Origin of the sequence: Lacrimispora xylanisolvens (assembly GCF_002934545.1) — a bacterium.
In the GTDB taxonomy this organism is placed as follows: domain Bacteria; phylum Bacillota; class Clostridia; order Lachnospirales; family Lachnospiraceae; genus Lacrimispora; species Lacrimispora xylanisolvens.
In genome coordinates, this window is record NZ_PTJA01000003.1 from 382,034 (window position 1) to 398,483 (window position 16,450).

Below are 16,450 nucleotides of genomic sequence, written 5' to 3' on the forward strand. Positions count from 1 at the left end.
GTATGAACGAACATGGCATGCTGGTAGTTGTATCCGGTTTTTCCGGTGCCGGAAAGGGCACACTTATGAAAGAGCTTCTGAACCGGTATGAGAATTATGCGTTGTCTATTTCCGCAACCACAAGAGCGCCCAGAACGGGTGAAGTGGATGGAAAAGAATATTTTTTTGTTACAGAAGAACATTTTAACGATATGATTGAAAAGGAAGAATTGATTGAATATGCACAGTACGTCAATCATTCTTATGGCACTCCCAAGGAATATGTTTTAAACCAGATGAAAATGGGGAAAGATGTTATTCTTGAAATAGAAATTCAGGGAGCTCTGAAAGTAAAGGAACGGTTTCCGGAAGCAATCCTGCTGTTCGTCATGCCACCTAATGCACAAGAGCTGAAACGCCGTCTGATCGGCAGAGGTACAGAAAGCATGGAGGTAATTAATGCCAGACTTCGCAGAGCTTCGGAAGAAGCACAGGGCATGGAGGCTTATGATTATATTTTAATTAATGATGAGATCGACACATGCGTGGAGGAGATGCATCTTATGATTCAGGTACAGCATAAGCGTGCTTCCAATAATATGGCATTTTTATCCCAGATCCGGGAAGAATTAAAGAATATATAAACTGGTTTGAGAAAGGGGAATGGAAGATGTTACATCCATCTTATTCAGATTTGATTAATGTAGTAAACAGTGAGGTTGAACCGGGAGATGCTCCGGTTGTACAGAGCCGTTATTCTATCGTGATTGCCGCAGCAAAGAGAGCAAGACAGATCATCGGAGGCTCTGACACTGAGATTCCGGGAGCCGGCAAAAAGCCGCTTTCAGTTGCCGTAGAAGAGTTATATGAGGGCAAAGTGAAGATTTTAAGCGAAGCGGACGCAACAGAAGAAGACGATAATTAAGAAGAGGGCCGTCTCCGTTATGGTAGATGGCCTTTTCTTTCAGGAAAAACGAATGACAGGAGTTTAAACATGAAGTTATTATGCATATCACTGGGCTGTGATAAGAATCTGGTTGATACGGAGATGATGTTAGGCCTTTTAAATAGAGACGGTTATACTTTTACGGATGACGAGTATGAGGCAGATGTCATTGTAATCAATACCTGCTGCTTTATCGGCGATGCCAAAGAAGAAAGTGTCAATACCATTTTAGAGATGGCACAGAGAAAAATAGACGGCAACTGTAAAGCGCTGATTGTTACAGGCTGCCTGGCACAGCGTTATAAGCAGGAGATCATTGATGAGATACCGGAAGTAGATGGTATTCTGGGAACATCAACCTATGATGAGATATCCAATGTTTTAAAGAAGGCATTGGGAGGCGAGGGATCTGTATCCTGTTTCCATGAACTGGATTTACTTCCCCAGACAGAAACGGACAGAATCCTTACCACAGGAGGCCATTATGCCTTTTTAAAAATTGCAGAGGGTTGTGACAAGCATTGTACTTACTGTATCATCCCAACTTTAAGAGGTAACTATCGCAGTGTCCCCATGGAAAATCTGATTAAAGAAGCAGAGAAACTGGCTGATAAGGGCGTGAAGGAGCTGATTTTAGTAGCTCAGGAGACCACTTTATACGGTGTGGACTTATATGGTAAAAAATCTCTTCCTGAATTATTAAAGAAGCTTTGCCGCATATCAGGGATTCAGTGGATTCGCATCCAGTACTGTTATCCAGAGGAGATTACAGATGAGCTGATTGCAGTTATGAAAGAAGAAAGTAAAATCTGCCGTTATCTGGATATGCCCATTCAGCATGCAAGCGACCGGATCTTAAAACGCATGGGAAGAAGAACCTCAAAAGAGCAGCTGAAAGACATCATTAACAAGCTTCGCAATGAGATTCCTGATATTGCACTGAGAACCACACTGATCTCCGGATTTCCGGGAGAAACAGAGGAAGATCACGAAGAACTGATGGAATTTGTGGATGAGATGGAGTTTGAACGGCTTGGGGTATTCGCCTATTCAGCAGAGGAAGATACACCGGCTGCAGAATTTCCTGATCAGGTTCCACAGGAGATCAAAGAGGATCGCAGAGATGCAATTATGGAGCTTCAGCAGGAGATTTCCCTTGATCTTTCCCAGTCTATGGTTGGAAAAACACTGGAAGTGATGATTGAGGGAAAAGTTGCTGATGAGAATGCATATGTAGCAAGAACCTATATGGATGGTCCGGGAGTGGATGGAATGATTTTTGTTCAGACAGGTGAGGAACTGATGTCTGGGGATTTTGCAAAAATCCGTGTTACCGGAGCAATGGAGTATGATTTAATAGGAGAGTTGGAAGATGAATTTACCGAATAAACTGACTGTTTTAAGGGTTATCATGATTCCGTTTTTTGTTCTTTTTTTACTGCTTGACGGCGGTACCAATGTGACTTACCGCTATATCGCTGCAGCTGTATTTATTGTTGCAAGCTTTACCGATATGCTGGATGGCAAGATTGCAAGAAAGTATAATCTGGTAACTAATTTTGGGAAATTTATGGATCCTCTTGCGGATAAACTTCTGGTATGCGCAGGTTTGATCTGTTTCACTGCACTTGGACAGCTTCCGGCCTGGATCGTGATTGTAATTATCAGCCGTGAGTTTATTATCAGCGGATTCCGCCTGGTTGCTTCTGATAACGGAGTTGTAATTGCGGCAAGCTATTGGGGGAAATTTAAGACAGCTTCCCAGATGGTGATGTCAGTTCTGCTGATTTTAAACATACCTGCGCTATCGATCGTTACCAATGCCTTTATCTGGATTGCGGCAATACTCACAGTGGTTTCACTTGTTGATTATATAGCAAAAAATTATGGCGTTCTTATGGAAGGGAGTATGTAAACATGGTAGTTGAACTGATTTCAGTCGGAACAGAAATTCTTCTTGGAAACATCGTTAATACAAACACCCAGTATCTCGCGGAAAAATGTGCTCTTTTAGGACTTTCCATGTATCATCAGGTGACGGTTGGGGATAACAGGGAACGGCTCTTTGCAGTACTTGAAACAGCACTGAATCGTTCTGATGTGGTAATTCTTACCGGTGGTCTCGGACCAACAGAAGATGATCTGACTAAGGAAGTATGCGCAGAGGTAATGGGCTTTGATCTGGTTGAAGATGAACATACCAGAGAGCGGATCAGTAAATATTTTAAAAACAATATATATAAAGAAATCCCGGACAATAACTGGAAACAGGCTATGATTCCTCAGGGGGCTACTGTGCTTGATAACAATAACGGAACTGCCCCGGGACTTATTATGGAGAAGGACGGGAAAACTGCGATACTGCTTCCGGGACCTCCTAATGAGTTAAAACCCTTATTTACCGAGCAGGTATTCCCTTACCTGCAAAGCCGCCAGCCGGAAGTAATCCGGTCCCAGATGGTTAAAATATGCGGTTATGGTGAAAGCCAGGTGGAAGATAAGCTGATTGATTTAATTAATACCCAGACCAATCCTACCATTGCCACTTACGCCAAGACAGCAGAGGTTCATTTAAGAGTAACCGCTAAGGCTGCCAATGAGGATGAAGCAAAAACCCTTCTTAAACCTGTTGTAAAAGAGATAAAGAGCCGGTTTGATAATGCTGTATACACAACCAAGGAAGAAGAAACTCTTGAGATGGCAGTTGTACGGCTTTTAAAGAAGCACGAACTGACTGTTACAACGGCGGAATCCTGTACAGGCGGTCTGATTGCTGGCAGGCTGGTTAATGTACCAGGTGCATCAGAGGTTTTCAGAGAAGGCTTTATCACTTATTCCAACAAAGCAAAAAGAAAATATTTAGATGTCAGCAAGGGCACCTTAAAAAAATATGGGGCAGTCAGTGAACAGACAGCCAAAGAGATGGCAACCGGAGGTGTATTTGCTTCCGATGCAGATGCCTGTATCGCAGTTACTGGTATTGCCGGTCCGGACGCAGATGGAGAAAAGCCTGTGGGACTAGTCTATATTGCCTGCTATATGAAGGACAAAGTAAAGGTGGAAGAATACCATTTTAAAGGTAACCGTGAAAAAATCAGGGAGCAGTCCGTTGTAAAGGCCCTTGATTTCCTGAGGAGATCTATTTTATCCAATTATCATTAATACCCCCGAGAGGAGACAACACGTGGAAACCCGTTTGATGAAAAAACAGATGACTGCTGCTTATCAGTATTCTTATGTAAGACTTGTGCTAAACTACTATACAATACTGGAGACTGTTGCAGATGAAGCACCCCAGACCCAGCAGATGACTGATTACTTAAAACGGTTAAACAGCCTGATAGGAGAATGTATTTCCGGAAAGGAAGTAAACAAGGATCTGCTGGCACTGAGGAAGGACATGACTCACGAAGTAGAGGTTCTGACTTCCTATGCCGACTGTTTTCAGATTTTTGAGTATATATTAAACCGCATGGAACGAAAGTTTATTTCTTCCGGCAAAACAAATGACGGAGACGAAGCATTTATAAAACGGCTGATGGGATTTATTACTGACACCAGTGACTCCGCTGTTATGAACGGACGGATCAAACAGATTATCGGGCAGCTCCCGATACGGCTGACAAAACAGAAGTTTTACAGTCTTCTTATGGAGGGACTTTCCGTTTATCTTGGTTCTCCAAGGGAGAATCTACGGGATATGATGTACACCCTCCGGACGGAATCCATGGTTTCACTTCCTGAAGGGATGGATGCTGGTCATAAGGATATTTACGAAATTTTACAGCAGTTTAAGCGTATGGATTACCGGGATATGACCTTTGACAGCTTCGAAGAAGCTTCCGCAAAATTGTCCTATGCAAGTCAGGTTCTTACAGATGAGTCTGGTTTTTATGTGATGCTTCAGGATGTAATTAATGATTTATGTGTATTGATGTTTGCTAAGCAGGACGCTGTCATTGACATCAATGAAGAGGAATTTTACCGATCTGTAATAAGCAGCATACAGGTGAAACTGGATCAGGAAGATTTTACCGTAGGGGAAGATGAATTTCTTGACCAGCTTACCCAGTTAGAAGGCAGGCAGGAAACTTACTACGAACGTTATTTAAAAGTTGAAGTTCTTAAGGAGAACGAAGAGTCTGCTGATGATGGGGACTATATTCGTTCCATGAATGTAGACAGGCTGTTATCTGGAAGCAGCTTTGCTGAACTTATAAAAGAGGAAGGCAGAGAGACACTTTCCGGGGAAGAAAGCGCAATCGTTGATAAGTCTTATTTAAATCAGCAGGCACAAGCTTATATACAGGAGCTGGAAGAACTATTTGCAGATGCGCCAAAACCGGTGGTTCGTGCTGTTATGGCCAAGGTATTATCGGATCTGCCTGTTTATTTTAATTCGATTGATGAAATCCAGGAATACGTAAGAGGCAGTTTTTCAAGCTGCTTAGATCGCGCTGAAAAAGAAACATGCATGGAATTATTAGAAGAGCTGATGGATTATGAAAATAAGCTGGTATAACCGTTTATACGTCGGAGAGAAAGCGAAGAAGAAACGATACCGGATCATTCAGGGAATCAGGAAGGGGAAACCCGGTTTGGATATTTATGTGATTACACCTGCTTCAAATGGGAATAATATACTTGATATCTTTCCAGCTGCTGAAATAATATCTCCATTTTATAAGGAAAAAGAGTTCTTTATCCTTGGTATAGCCTCTGATTACTGGGAGGCAATGGAAGTGGCTGGACGTGTGATTCATGATTTATACCGGAAAACAGAAGGATTTAATCTGTCTGATTTTTTGAAAAGTGACCGGTAAGATGTGAGGTGTTCATGCTTCATGTAATTTTATTTATTTTAAAGCTGTTAGGAATTCTGATCCTGATTCTTTTAGGACTTATTATTCTGGCAGTTCTTCTGGTGCTGTTTGTACCGGTTCGTTACCGTGGAGAAGGATCTTATTTTGAAAAAGTGAAGGGAAATATGAAAATTTCCTGGCTGCTACATATCCTTTCTGTCACGGTTCGGTATGAAGAAGAAGTTGTCATTTCAGTCCGCCTGTTTGGATTTCGAATTATGAGACCAAAGAAAATGGATGAAGAGCTAAAAGAGGCAGAAGAAATCATGGTTCAGGCAATGGAAATAAAAGAGCCGGAAACCATAAAAGAAGCAAGACAATTAGGTCAGGATGTGAAAAAAACTGTCCAGGGAGAACCTCTGTCCCGGCAGCCAGTACAAAAAGAGAGCAGACAGACAGAACAAACACAAACAGAGCATATTTCCTGGCTTCAGAATTTTTATAATAAGATAAAGAAGAAAATAATCCATATTCTGGAAAAAATTAAGTACTTATACCGGAAATTTTGTGATACACTGAAAAACATGAAAGAGAAGAAAGATGAAATACAGGCTTTTCTTTCCAACAGCGAAAATCAGAAGACCGCAAAGCTGCTTTACAGACAGGTAAAACGTCTGATTCGTCATATTTTCCCTGTAAAGGGGCACGGTAACGTGACATTTGGTTTTGAAGACCCGGCACTGACGGGACAGGCACTTATGGCAGCCAGTGTACTGTATCCCTTCATTCATAAATATTGGAATCTATATCCGGTTTTTGATGAATCTGTGTTTACCGCAGAAGGAACTTTTCGGGGAAGAATACGCCTGGGGACAGTCCTGATCATCGGCTTACGGATGCTTCTTGATAAAAATTTCAGAGTTCTGTTAAAGAGATGGCTACGATAAAGGAGGAATTGCGTTCAATGGCAGATAATTATTTTACGTCTACAGTAGAGGCATTGTTTAAAGGTATGGATGCCTTTGTGGCGACAAAAACAGTTGTAGGAGATGCGGTTAAGGTGGATGATACCATTATTCTGCCTTTGGTGGATGTGACCTGTGGAATGGCTGCCGGATCCTTTTCGGAAAATGCCAAGGAAAAGGGTGCGGGAGGTATGCATGCGAAGATGAGCCCAAGCGCCATACTGATTATTCAAAACGGTGTGACAAAGCTGGTCAACATCAAGCAGCAGGATGCAGTGACAAAGATCCTTGACATGGTTCCGGATTTTGTTAATAAGTTTACATCAGGAAACAAGGATGTATCACCGGAAGCGATTAAAATGGCAGAGGAGATGGCTGCGGCGGCAGAGAAAGAAAAAGCAGAAGAATAAGAAAGGGATAAGCCGCATAGGATATTATATAGCCTGAATGGATTGAGGGATGATATGAGAAGAGTATGTGGACTTATGCTGTTCTGTTTTGGAGCAGGTATGGCAATCCTACTGTTTATCCCGGCGACGATCGTTACAATTCTGTTTATAATTGGATGCCTGGTACTGGGATATAATCTGTTTTGCTGCTGACAGCGAAAACTGTTGCTATCATTGAGACCCGATTGAATCAACCGGGTCTCATAATTATAAAAAAAATACTCCTGACTGATATCAGCCAGGAGTTTCCTACGATTAAGCTCTTTCAACTAATCCGGATCTTAAACAGGAAGTACATACGTACATCTTCTTAGCGCCGCCTGTTACTTTAACTTTAACGGACTTTACATTTGCTTTCCACATCTTATTGGATCTTCTATGGGAATGGCTCACTGCGTTGCCAAAGTGAGCAGCCTTTTCACAAATTGCACATTTAGCCATGATTGCACCTCCTTAAAAGTAACTTGGATTTTTTATTGGTTGAAAAATCCACAACAAGTGTATGATAACAGAAATTACAGCGATTTGCAAGTGAAAAATAAAAATTTGTTTCTTTTTTTGGAAAAATCATGTATAATCATTACAGACAGAAAGAACGGAGGTAGAGACTATGAAGGGTTATATCAATAATAAACTGGGCGAGATCCAGGTAAGCCCTGATGTTATCGCTATGTACGCCGGAACCACAGCAGTTGAGTGCTTCGGTATTGTCGGTATGGCGGCTGTCAGCATGAAAGACGGACTCGTTAAGTTATTAAAACGGGAAGGACTGACACATGGAATTAATGTGATGATTCAGGACAACCATATCACCATTGATTTTCATGTAATCGTAGCATATGGAATCAGCATTTCTGCAGTAGCCGATAATCTGATTGAAAATGTAAAATACAAAGTAGAAGAATTCACCGGTATGACGGTAGATAAGATTAACATCTTTGTCGAAGGCGTAAGAGTGATTGATTAAGGAGGAAACTACCTGTGGGTATGAAGTATATAGACGCAAAGATGCTGCAGAAAGCATTTTTAGCAGGTGCAAAAGGACTGGAAGCCAAAAAGGACTGGATTAATGAATTGAATGTATTTCCAGTTCCAGATGGAGATACCGGAACAAACATGACGATGACCATCATGTCAGCGGCAAAAGAAGTGGCTGCCATAGAGAATCCAACCATGGAATCTTTGGCAAAAGCAATTTCTTCCGGTTCTTTAAGAGGCGCAAGAGGAAACTCCGGCGTTATCTTATCCCAGTTATTCCGAGGATTTACAAAAGAGATCGCAAGCGCTGACCAGGTGACCGTTACTATTTTGGCTAATTCCTTTGTGAGAGCCACAGAGACAGCTTATAAGGCAGTCATGAAGCCCAAAGAGGGAACCATTCTGACAGTAGCAAGAGGAATGGCTGAAAAAGCGGCTGAGCTTGTAACTGAAACAGAAGATATTCTTGAATTTTGCAGCCAGGTTGTAGAACAGGGCGATTACGTGTTAAGCCAGACTCCGGAGATGCTTCCGGTATTAAAGCAGGCAGGTGTTGTGGATTCCGGCGGTCAGGGTCTGATGCAGGTGGTGAAGGGTGCTTTTAACTTCCTCTCAGGGAAAGAAGTTGACTTAACCGTAGAAACCGCAGTACGTGTGGAGCCGGTTGTCTCTATGGAAGGAAGTACACTGAAAGAAGCTGATATTAAATTCGGCTACTGTACAGAATTTATTGTTAATTTAGAAAAGCCTTATAACGAAAAAACAGAACAGGAATTTAAAGGATATTTAGAATCCATTGGAGATTCCCTTGTAGTTGTTTCCGATGATGATATTGTGAAAGTTCATGTTCATACCAACGATCCCGGACTTGCCATTCAAAGGGCGCTTACCCTTGGCTCTTTGTCCCGCATGAAGATTGATAATATGAGGGAAGAGCATCAGGAGAGACTGATTAAAGAATCAGAAAAGCTGGCAGCACAGCAGAAGGCAGAAGGAAAGAAATCAGAGCCAAGAAAGGCTTATGGCTTTATCTCTGTATCAGCTGGTGAGGGGCTTGATGAGATCTTTAGCGGTATTGGAGCGGATTATTTAATTCAGGGCGGCCAGACCATGAATCCTAGTACTGAGGACATGTTAAACGCCATTGACCGGGTAAATGCAGATACAATCTACATTCTGCCGAATAACAAGAACATTATTCTGGCTGCAGAGCAGGCCAGAAGTCTGGTAGAGGATAAGAAAGTAATCGTCATTCCTTCCAAGACGATTCCACAGGGTATTACTGCAATTATTAACTTTGCACCTGATTTATCTCCTGAGGAAAATGAAGCAATTATGACGGAAGAGATGAGCCGTGTAAAGACCGGACAGATTACTTATGCAGTCCGTAATACCACCATCGATGATATCGAAATTAAAGAAGGCGATATCATGGCTCTGGGAGACCATGGCATTCTTGCTGTCGGGGAAGAGATTGAAGCAACTGCACTGAAATCACTGGAAGCTATGGTAGAGGAAGAATCAGAACTGATTACCATTTATTATGGTAAGGATGTGAATGAAGAGGATGCCACAGCACTGAAGGAAAAAACAGAAGAACAATTTTTAAACTGTGAAGTGGAGCTTCATTGCGGTAGTCAGCCGATTTATTATTATCTGATTTCCGTGGAATAAAAAGGAGTCGAAGCTGTATGATTCCGGGCAGACGTGACTCTCGTCTGCCCGGTTTTTTAATATTCGGGAAAACAAAATGAAAGGAGGCGGGTGAACGGATGAACCAGAAACCCATTGAATCCCTGAAAGGGATTGGAGAAAAAACCGGGAAACTGTTTCAAAAGATTGGAGTGGACACAATAGAAGATCTTCTGGAATATTATCCAAGGGCATATGATACGTATGAGGACCCCTCACCAATTGCTGAAATTAAACCGGACAGCATTATGACCGTGGCCGGGATGCTTGAGAGAACACCGGATGTAAAACGATACAGTCGTGTACAGGTTGTTACAGCTCTTTTAAGAGATGGATCTGGTACCATGCAGCTGATCTGGTACAATATGCCTTATCTGCATGCTACGTTAAAGGCTGGAATGCGGGCTGTTTTTCGTGGAAAAGTTATTAAGAAAAGCGGCCGTCTTATCATGGAGCAGCCTGAAGTTTATACGGCAGAGGCTTATGGAGAGATCATTCATTCCATGCAGCCTGTTTACGGCCAGACAAAGGGCTTAAGTAATAAGACCATTGTCCGGGCACAAAAGCAGGCACTCAGTGCCCGTCTTATGATCAGGGATTATCTGCCTGCCGATCTGCGAAGGAAGCACGAACTGGCAGAATATAATTTTGCAATTGAACATATCCATTTTCCGTCAGACAGGAAAGAACTTTTGTTTGCCAGAAAACGACTGGTCTTTGATGAATTTTTCCTTTTCTTAATGGCTGTCAGACGTTTAAAGGACAAAAGAGAGAATAAAACCAGCCCGTTTGCAATCCAGTTATCAGAGGAAGTGAAATCATTTCAGGAAAGTTTGCCTTATTCTTTGACAGGTGCCCAGCAAAAAGTACTTCATGAGGTATATGCAGACATGACAGGCGGTCTGGTTATGAACCGGCTGGTGCAGGGAGATGTTGGATCAGGAAAAACAATCATAGCCATACTGGCATTGCTTCAGGCAGCCTGTAACGGTTATCAGGGAGCTCTCATGGTTCCCACGGAGGTTCTTGCCAGACAGCATTATGAATCCATAAATGAGCTGTTCTTAAAATACCAGATTAATAAGGTACCGGTTCTTGTTACCGGATCCATGACTGCTAAGGAAAAAAGAATTGCTTATGAGAAAATAGCAAAACACGAGGCTGATATCATAATAGGAACACATGCACTGATTCAGGAAAAGGTCATTTATGATAAACTGGCTCTGGTCATTACAGATGAACAGCACCGCTTCGGCGTAGGGCAAAGAGAACTGCTGGGAAAAAAAGGAGAAGAACCTCATGTAATGGTAATGAGTGCGACTCCCATACCAAGAACCCTGGCTATCATCATTTACGGAGATCTAGATATTTCCGTGATCGATGAACTTCCTGCCAACCGGCTTCCCATTAAAAACTGCGTGGTGGATACCGGATACCGAAAAAAAGCTTATGATTTTATGAAAAAGGAAGTTGCAGCCGGACGTCAGGCTTACGTGATCTGTCCTATGGTGGAAGCAAGTGAGATGATCGAAGCAGAAAATGTGGTGGATTATACTGCTGCATTAAAAGAAGCACTTCCTGGAATGAGTATTGAATATCTTCATGGGAAAATGAAAGCAAAAGAAAAGAACAGCATTATGGAACGGTTCGCTTCCGGGGAAATTTCAGTTCTTGTTTCTACAACTGTTGTGGAGGTTGGAGTTAACGTACCAAATGCTACCGTTATGATGATAGAAAATGCGGAGCGATTCGGTCTTGCCCAGCTTCATCAGTTAAGAGGCCGGGTCGGGCGTGGCAAATATCAGTCCTACTGCATTTTGGTAAATGGCTCGGATCAGGATGGTACGAAGGAACGGCTGGATATCTTAAACCGGTCTAACGACGGCTTTTTTATTGCCTCGGAAGATTTAAAGCTGAGAGGGCCAGGTGATATATTCGGCATTCGTCAAAGCGGAGAGATGGAATTTAAATTAGGAGATATTTTTACCGATGCCAATTTATTAAAGACGGTATCAGAGGAAGTAAAACACATTTTTTCAGAAGATCCTGATCTGGAAAAAGAAGAGAATACAGAACTGAGCAGAAAGCTTAGTGAATATCTGGAAAAAAGTTACGACAGGCTGAATTTGTAATTGATGAAATTAAACTATTAATCAGGAGGCAGCAGTATGAACAGAGAAGTGTTAAAGGCAGATGCTAAAAATGCCATGAAACAGGCATTAATAAGCCCATATCTGGTTACTGTAATTATGGGAATCATTCTTACGGTTTTATCAGTGATTCAGATGTTTCTGGATAAATGGCAGAAAATACTGGAAGACAGTGGCGCTGGAGCCGATCAGTGGCGGTCCTATATCTTATTTAGTATTGTTTTTTTAATCGTATATTTCATTATTAGTATGCTGTTGGAATTCGGTTATCAGTCTTACTGCTTAAAAGTGTCAAAACGTGACGAATCCATGTCTTATGGTGATTTATTTTCCAGTGCTTCCTATTTTTTTAAAGCATTTGGTCTTTATTTTATGATAGGAGTGTTTGTAACTCTTTGGTCTCTATTGCTCATCATACCAGGTATTATAGCCGCACTAAGGTATTCACAGGCAATCTTCATTATGGTTGAAAATCCGGAAAAAGGGATTTTTCAGTGCATTGAAGAGAGCAAAGATATGATGGATGGGCGGTTATGGGAATATTTTGTTTTGGAATTGTCCTTTATCCTGTGGCATTTACTGGCACTTGTCACCTGTACTCTTGCTTATATTTATGTTTATCCCTATATGACTGTAACCCTGGCAAATTACTATAATGAAATAAAAGAATAAGAACAGATACAGAGAGAAAAACCATTGAATTCATCCGGTCTTTCTGATAAAATAATTTTTGTGTGTACAGAACCAGATTAGTGGAGGATTGCGGAAGATGAATTGTATTATAATAGGAATTGCCGGAGGTACCGGTTCAGGAAAGTCAACATTTACCAACCGGTTGAAAGATGCATTTTGTGAAAATATAGCAGTTCTTTACCATGATAATTATTATAAGCGGCAGGATGGGGTTCCTTTTGAAAAAAGAAAAAAGATGAATTACGATCATCCGGAAGCATTTGAGACAGAACTTTTGCTCAATCAGCTGGCTGCACTGCGAAGCGGAGAGTCAGTGGAGTGTCCGATTTATGATTATTCCAAACACAATCGTTCTGACAAGTTCGTTAAAGTAGAGCCTAAAAAGGTTATTTTAGTCGAAGGAATATTAGTTTTTGCTGATGAGCGCTTACGAGATATGTTTGATATTAAGATTTTTGTTGAGGCGGATGCAGACGAGAGGATTTTACGCCGGGTAATCCGTGACGTAAAAGACAGGGGCAGAGATATTGAAGGAGTTGTGGAACAGTATTTAACCACGGTAAAGCCCATGCATTATCTTTACGTTGAACCAACAAAGCCTCTGGCTGACGTAATTATTAACAGCGGCATGAATGAAGTGGCCTTTCAGCTGGTCAAAACAAATATAGAAAAGATACTAAACGAGGGCTGATTTGCTTTACAGCATCATAAATAACATGAAGTGGTTCATTTTTTTCCTGAAAATAACATTTTACGAAAAACCTTCTAGTGTATTTCACCTTATTAAAGCCATAATAGGAGTGTAGCACAAAACACACCATGAAAAAAGATTTACGAACATGGTGAATAGATGAAAAGGAGGCATTTAATTATGTCAGGAAAATCTAACACTACAAATGTACCAGAAGCAAAAGAAGCAATGGATCGTTTCAAAATGGAAGTAGCAAACGAATTAGGTGTACCGTTAACAAATGGATACAACGGTAACTTAACTTCCGCACAGAATGGTTCCGTAGGCGGATATATGGTTAAGAAAATGATCGAAGCCTATGAAAGACAGATTGCAGGAAAATAATCTGTAACAATTCAAAAGGAGCTACAGCCAGTAATCATTCATTTGATTACAAAGGGGCTGCAGCTCCTTTCTTTTTTTTGTTGTATAATTTCCGTATTCATACTATAATAGTCTGGAAAAATAATGTGAGGAACGTAGTATATGAGAGTAATTGCTGGAAAAGCCAGAAGGCTTATTTTAAAGACCATAGAAGGTCTGGATACAAGACCGACAACCGACCGGATAAAAGAAACACTTTTTAATATGATACATGACAGTCTTTACGACTGCAGCTTTCTGGATTTATTCTCCGGAAGCGGAGCCATTGGAATAGAAGCCTTAAGCAGGGGAGCAAAGCTGGCAGTTTTTGTGGAACAAAACCCAAAAGCGGCAGAATGCATCCGGGAAAACTTAAAGACTACCAAGTTGGAAACCGATGCCGTGGTGATGAACTGCGATGTACTGACTGCAATGAAGCGACTGGAAGGCAAAGACTATCAGTTTGATGTAGTCTTTATGGATCCTCCATACCGCATGGAATGGGAGAAGAAAGTCCTGGAATATTTCACTGAATCATCTCTGATTGGAGAAGAAACTACCATCATTATTGAAGCGTCCCTGGATACGGATTTTGATTATCTTGACTCTATGGGCTACGAGATTATGAAGGAGAAAAACTACAAAACAAATAAGCATGTGTTTGTTAAAAGAACAGAAAAAGAATAAATAAAAGGAAGTAACAATATGAAAAAAGCAGTTTATCCGGGAAGCTTTGATCCGGTGACTTTTGGCCATCTTGATATCATTGAGCGCTCGGCAAGAATGTGTGACCATTTAATTATCGGGGTTTTAAATAATTATTCAAAAACTCCGTTGTTTTCTGTAGAAGAACGTGTTAATATGTTAAAGAGCCTGACTAGTAATTTTGCTAATGTTGAAGTAAAATCCTTTGGCGGGCTGATGATAGATTTTGTACGAGCCAATCAGGCGGATGCGGTAGTCCGCGGACTTCGTGCTGTAACAGATTTTGAATACGAATTGCAGATTGCACAGACAAACCGGGTGATTGCACCAGAGGTGGATACTGTGTTTTTGACAACGAATTTAAAGTATTCCTATCTTAGTTCCAGCATTGTGAAGGAGATTGCCTCTTATGGCGGTGAGATAAACGCGTTTGTGCCGGAAGAGATTGCAGAACGTGTAAGGGAAAAAATAGAAGATAGAACGAAATAAAGCAAGGAGTGTCCGTATTATGATGAGCAGAATTGAACAGTTAATCGGTGAAATCGAAGAATATATTGACAGTTGCAAGTACCAGCCCCTTTCTAACAGCAAGATTGTGGTAAACAAAGATGAACTGGAAGAGCTGCTGGTGGAACTTCGCCTTCGAATTCCGGATGAGATCAAGCAGTACCAGAAGATTATCAGCAACAGGGATGCCATCATGGGCGAAGCACGTCAGCAGGCAGATTCCATTTTAGCCCAGGCCAATGCCCAGACCAATGAACTGGTAAATGAACACGAGATTATGCAAAAAGCCTATGCTCAGGCCAATGAGATTATTGAACAGGCTCAGGTTCAGGCTCAGCAGATCGTTGAACAGGCTGTTGCCGATGCAAACGGCATTCGTCAAAGCTCTGTTCAATATACAGATGATATGTTAAAGAGTCTGCAGACGATTATCAGTCACTCCATGGAGGGCGCACAGGGGCGTTTTGACGCTTTTATGACTTCCATGCAGTCAAGCTACGATATTGTTTCTTCTAACCGTCAGGAACTGACAGGAGCTGTTATGCAGACGGCAGAAGGATTGGAAGACGGGTCAGCAGAATAAACAGTAGAATTGTCAGGAGAGTATGTATTGCTTTCCATACTACATAGTGCCGGATGGATAATCCGGCATTTTTTATGACACTCTTTGTCTGAAATACACCGGATAAACCTCCGAAGGCAGTAGCCCCGCTGATCCATAAACCGCCCATAGTACCCGCGAATACATGGGAAACAGCCTGGATTCCTGTGGTGATTTCCACAAAACCAAGAAGTACCGCTTTATATTCAGAACAAAGGATGGGAAGCTTTGTAATATAGAAAGCCAGGATGGAAAAAAGCATAATATATCCGCCGATTTTTACCATTACCTCGCAGGAACCCATAAGACTTTCATCAAAGGATTTTATGGATTCTTTTGAGACCGGCATGGATCCGAACGGACGATCCACCTTGTAACAGAACCGGGCTGCCAGGGCTACTGGTATGACTGGGGCATAAATGCAAAGCAGGAGAATCCAGACCGGTACACTCTTTGGCAGGCCAGAGGCTGCATATCCCAAAAGAAACATGGGACTGGGGTGGTTACAGATTGCTAATAAGTATTTTCCTTCCTTTTGTGTAATCCGGTCGGCATCCATAAATTCGCTGCAGGTTTTAGCACCCATGGGATAACCGCAGAGCAGTCCGGAGACAAAGGTGTAGCACCCTGCATCAGACAGGCAGAAGAAACGGTGCAGTAGCTGTCTGACCGGAAAAATCAGAATATGTATTGCATTTAGGGAAACAATTACATTGGAACAGATCATAAACGGCAGGAGAGTGGGCACTACCACGCTGCCCCAGAGAATCAGTCCGCTTTTTGCTCCTTCAAATGCGGTATCATGAAAAAGGAGCAGCGCAAAGAGTGCGGCTACAGAAAGAAGACGGAAAAAGGATTTTTTCATACGCACCTGAATAGATTGTTTTATA

21 protein-coding genes are annotated in these 16,450 nt (G+C 41.7%); 19 read left to right on the plus strand and 2 right to left on the minus strand.

All coding sequences use genetic code 11. The features are described 5' to 3' along the window. Positions 1 to 2: 2 nt before the first annotated feature. From gmk to BXY41_RS26660, 10 genes are all read left to right on the plus strand, one after another. The gene (gmk, locus tag BXY41_RS07340) at positions 3 to 623 is read left to right on the plus strand and encodes a guanylate kinase (protein ID WP_104436168.1); all 621 of its coding nucleotides are present in this window, start codon (positions 3 to 5) and stop codon (positions 621 to 623) included. A 26-nt stretch (positions 624 to 649) separates the two neighbouring features. Beyond that, positions 650 to 904 (plus strand): DNA-directed RNA polymerase subunit omega, encoded by a 255-nt coding sequence (gene rpoZ, locus BXY41_RS07345; RefSeq protein ID WP_104436169.1) that lies wholly within the window; start codon positions 650 to 652, stop codon positions 902 to 904. 69 nt (positions 905 to 973) lie between these two features. Beyond that, complete coding sequence (gene rimO / locus BXY41_RS07350; RefSeq protein WP_104436170.1) at positions 974 to 2,314, plus strand: 30S ribosomal protein S12 methylthiotransferase RimO; 1,341 nt, start codon at positions 974 to 976, stop codon at positions 2,312 to 2,314. Next, the gene (gene pgsA, locus BXY41_RS07355) at positions 2,298 to 2,840 is read left to right on the plus strand and encodes a CDP-diacylglycerol--glycerol-3-phosphate 3-phosphatidyltransferase (RefSeq protein ID WP_104436171.1); all 543 of its coding nucleotides are present in this window, start codon (positions 2,298 to 2,300) and stop codon (positions 2,838 to 2,840) included. The genes rimO and pgsA overlap by 17 nt, the downstream gene beginning before the upstream one ends. Before the next feature lie 2 nt (positions 2,841 to 2,842). After that, on the plus strand, positions 2,843 to 4,087 hold the full coding sequence (locus BXY41_RS07360) for a competence/damage-inducible protein A (RefSeq protein ID WP_104436172.1): 1,245 nt from the start codon (positions 2,843 to 2,845) through the stop codon (positions 4,085 to 4,087). A 22-nt stretch (positions 4,088 to 4,109) separates the two neighbouring features. After that, positions 4,110 to 5,447 (plus strand): hypothetical protein, encoded by a 1,338-nt coding sequence (locus BXY41_RS07365; protein ID WP_104436173.1) that lies wholly within the window; start codon positions 4,110 to 4,112, stop codon positions 5,445 to 5,447. Continuing rightward, positions 5,428 to 5,748, plus strand: coding sequence for a hypothetical protein (locus BXY41_RS07370; RefSeq protein WP_104436174.1), 321 nt, complete (start codon positions 5,428 to 5,430; stop codon positions 5,746 to 5,748). Before BXY41_RS07365 ends, BXY41_RS07370 begins: the two co-directional genes overlap by 20 nt. A gap of 14 nt (positions 5,749 to 5,762) precedes the next feature. Further along, on the plus strand, positions 5,763 to 6,674 hold the full coding sequence (locus tag BXY41_RS07375) for a DUF2953 domain-containing protein (protein WP_104436175.1): 912 nt from the start codon (positions 5,763 to 5,765) through the stop codon (positions 6,672 to 6,674). A gap of 17 nt (positions 6,675 to 6,691) precedes the next feature. Then, positions 6,692 to 7,102, plus strand: coding sequence for a GerW family sporulation protein (locus BXY41_RS07380; protein ID WP_104436176.1), 411 nt, complete (start codon positions 6,692 to 6,694; stop codon positions 7,100 to 7,102). A gap of 54 nt (positions 7,103 to 7,156) precedes the next feature. Continuing rightward, entirely contained in the window at positions 7,157 to 7,294 is a 138-nt protein-coding gene (locus BXY41_RS26660; protein WP_013272624.1) for a hypothetical protein, read from the plus strand. Positions 7,295 to 7,396: 102 nt separating this feature from the next. On the opposite strand, the gene rpmB is transcribed toward BXY41_RS26660, so the two are convergent. Beyond that, positions 7,397 to 7,582 carry a 50S ribosomal protein L28 gene (gene rpmB, locus BXY41_RS07385; protein WP_097004294.1) on the minus strand — a complete coding sequence of 62 codons (186 nt, stop codon included), beginning with the start codon at positions 7,580 to 7,582 and terminating at the stop codon, positions 7,397 to 7,399. A 169-nt stretch (positions 7,583 to 7,751) separates the two neighbouring features. Here rpmB and BXY41_RS07390 point away from each other — a divergent pair, with 169 nt between their 5' ends. The 9 genes from BXY41_RS07390 (at position 7,752) to BXY41_RS07430 (ending at position 15,542) form a co-directional block, all read left to right on the plus strand. Continuing rightward, positions 7,752 to 8,108: an Asp23/Gls24 family envelope stress response protein gene (locus BXY41_RS07390; protein WP_104436177.1), complete on the plus strand. Its 357-nt coding sequence runs from the start codon at positions 7,752 to 7,754 to the stop codon at positions 8,106 to 8,108. 14 nt (positions 8,109 to 8,122) lie between these two features. Continuing rightward, entirely contained in the window at positions 8,123 to 9,793 is a 1,671-nt protein-coding gene (locus BXY41_RS07395; protein ID WP_104436178.1) for a DAK2 domain-containing protein, read from the plus strand. A gap of 98 nt (positions 9,794 to 9,891) precedes the next feature. Beyond that, positions 9,892 to 11,943, plus strand: coding sequence for an ATP-dependent DNA helicase RecG (recG, locus tag BXY41_RS07400; RefSeq protein ID WP_104436179.1), 2,052 nt, complete (start codon positions 9,892 to 9,894; stop codon positions 11,941 to 11,943). Between the two features lie 36 nt (positions 11,944 to 11,979). Beyond that, positions 11,980 to 12,633: a DUF975 family protein gene (locus BXY41_RS07405; protein ID WP_104436180.1), complete on the plus strand. Its 654-nt coding sequence runs from the start codon at positions 11,980 to 11,982 to the stop codon at positions 12,631 to 12,633. A 97-nt stretch (positions 12,634 to 12,730) separates the two neighbouring features. Continuing rightward, positions 12,731 to 13,345: a uridine kinase gene (gene udk / locus BXY41_RS07410; protein WP_104436181.1), complete on the plus strand. Its 615-nt coding sequence runs from the start codon at positions 12,731 to 12,733 to the stop codon at positions 13,343 to 13,345. A 180-nt stretch (positions 13,346 to 13,525) separates the two neighbouring features. Further along, positions 13,526 to 13,729, plus strand: a complete 204-nt coding sequence (locus BXY41_RS07415) for an alpha/beta-type small acid-soluble spore protein (protein ID WP_104436182.1) — start codon at positions 13,526 to 13,528, stop codon at positions 13,727 to 13,729. Between the two features lie 141 nt (positions 13,730 to 13,870). After that, positions 13,871 to 14,434 carry a 16S rRNA (guanine(966)-N(2))-methyltransferase RsmD gene (gene rsmD, locus BXY41_RS07420; protein WP_104436183.1) on the plus strand — a complete coding sequence of 188 codons (564 nt, stop codon included), beginning with the start codon at positions 13,871 to 13,873 and terminating at the stop codon, positions 14,432 to 14,434. Positions 14,435 to 14,452: 18 nt separating this feature from the next. After that, the gene (gene coaD / locus BXY41_RS07425; protein WP_104436184.1) at positions 14,453 to 14,941 is read left to right on the plus strand and encodes a pantetheine-phosphate adenylyltransferase; all 489 of its coding nucleotides are present in this window, start codon (positions 14,453 to 14,455) and stop codon (positions 14,939 to 14,941) included. Between the two features lie 19 nt (positions 14,942 to 14,960). After that, positions 14,961 to 15,542, plus strand: a complete 582-nt coding sequence (locus tag BXY41_RS07430; RefSeq protein WP_104436185.1) for an HrpE/YscL family type III secretion apparatus protein — start codon at positions 14,961 to 14,963, stop codon at positions 15,540 to 15,542. Here BXY41_RS07430 and BXY41_RS07435 read toward each other — a convergent pair. Continuing rightward, positions 15,499 to 16,425, minus strand: coding sequence for a nucleoside recognition protein (locus BXY41_RS07435; protein ID WP_104436186.1), 927 nt, complete (start codon positions 16,423 to 16,425; stop codon positions 15,499 to 15,501). The genes BXY41_RS07430 and BXY41_RS07435 overlap by 44 nt on opposite strands. Between the last annotated feature and the right edge of the window lie 25 nt (positions 16,426 to 16,450).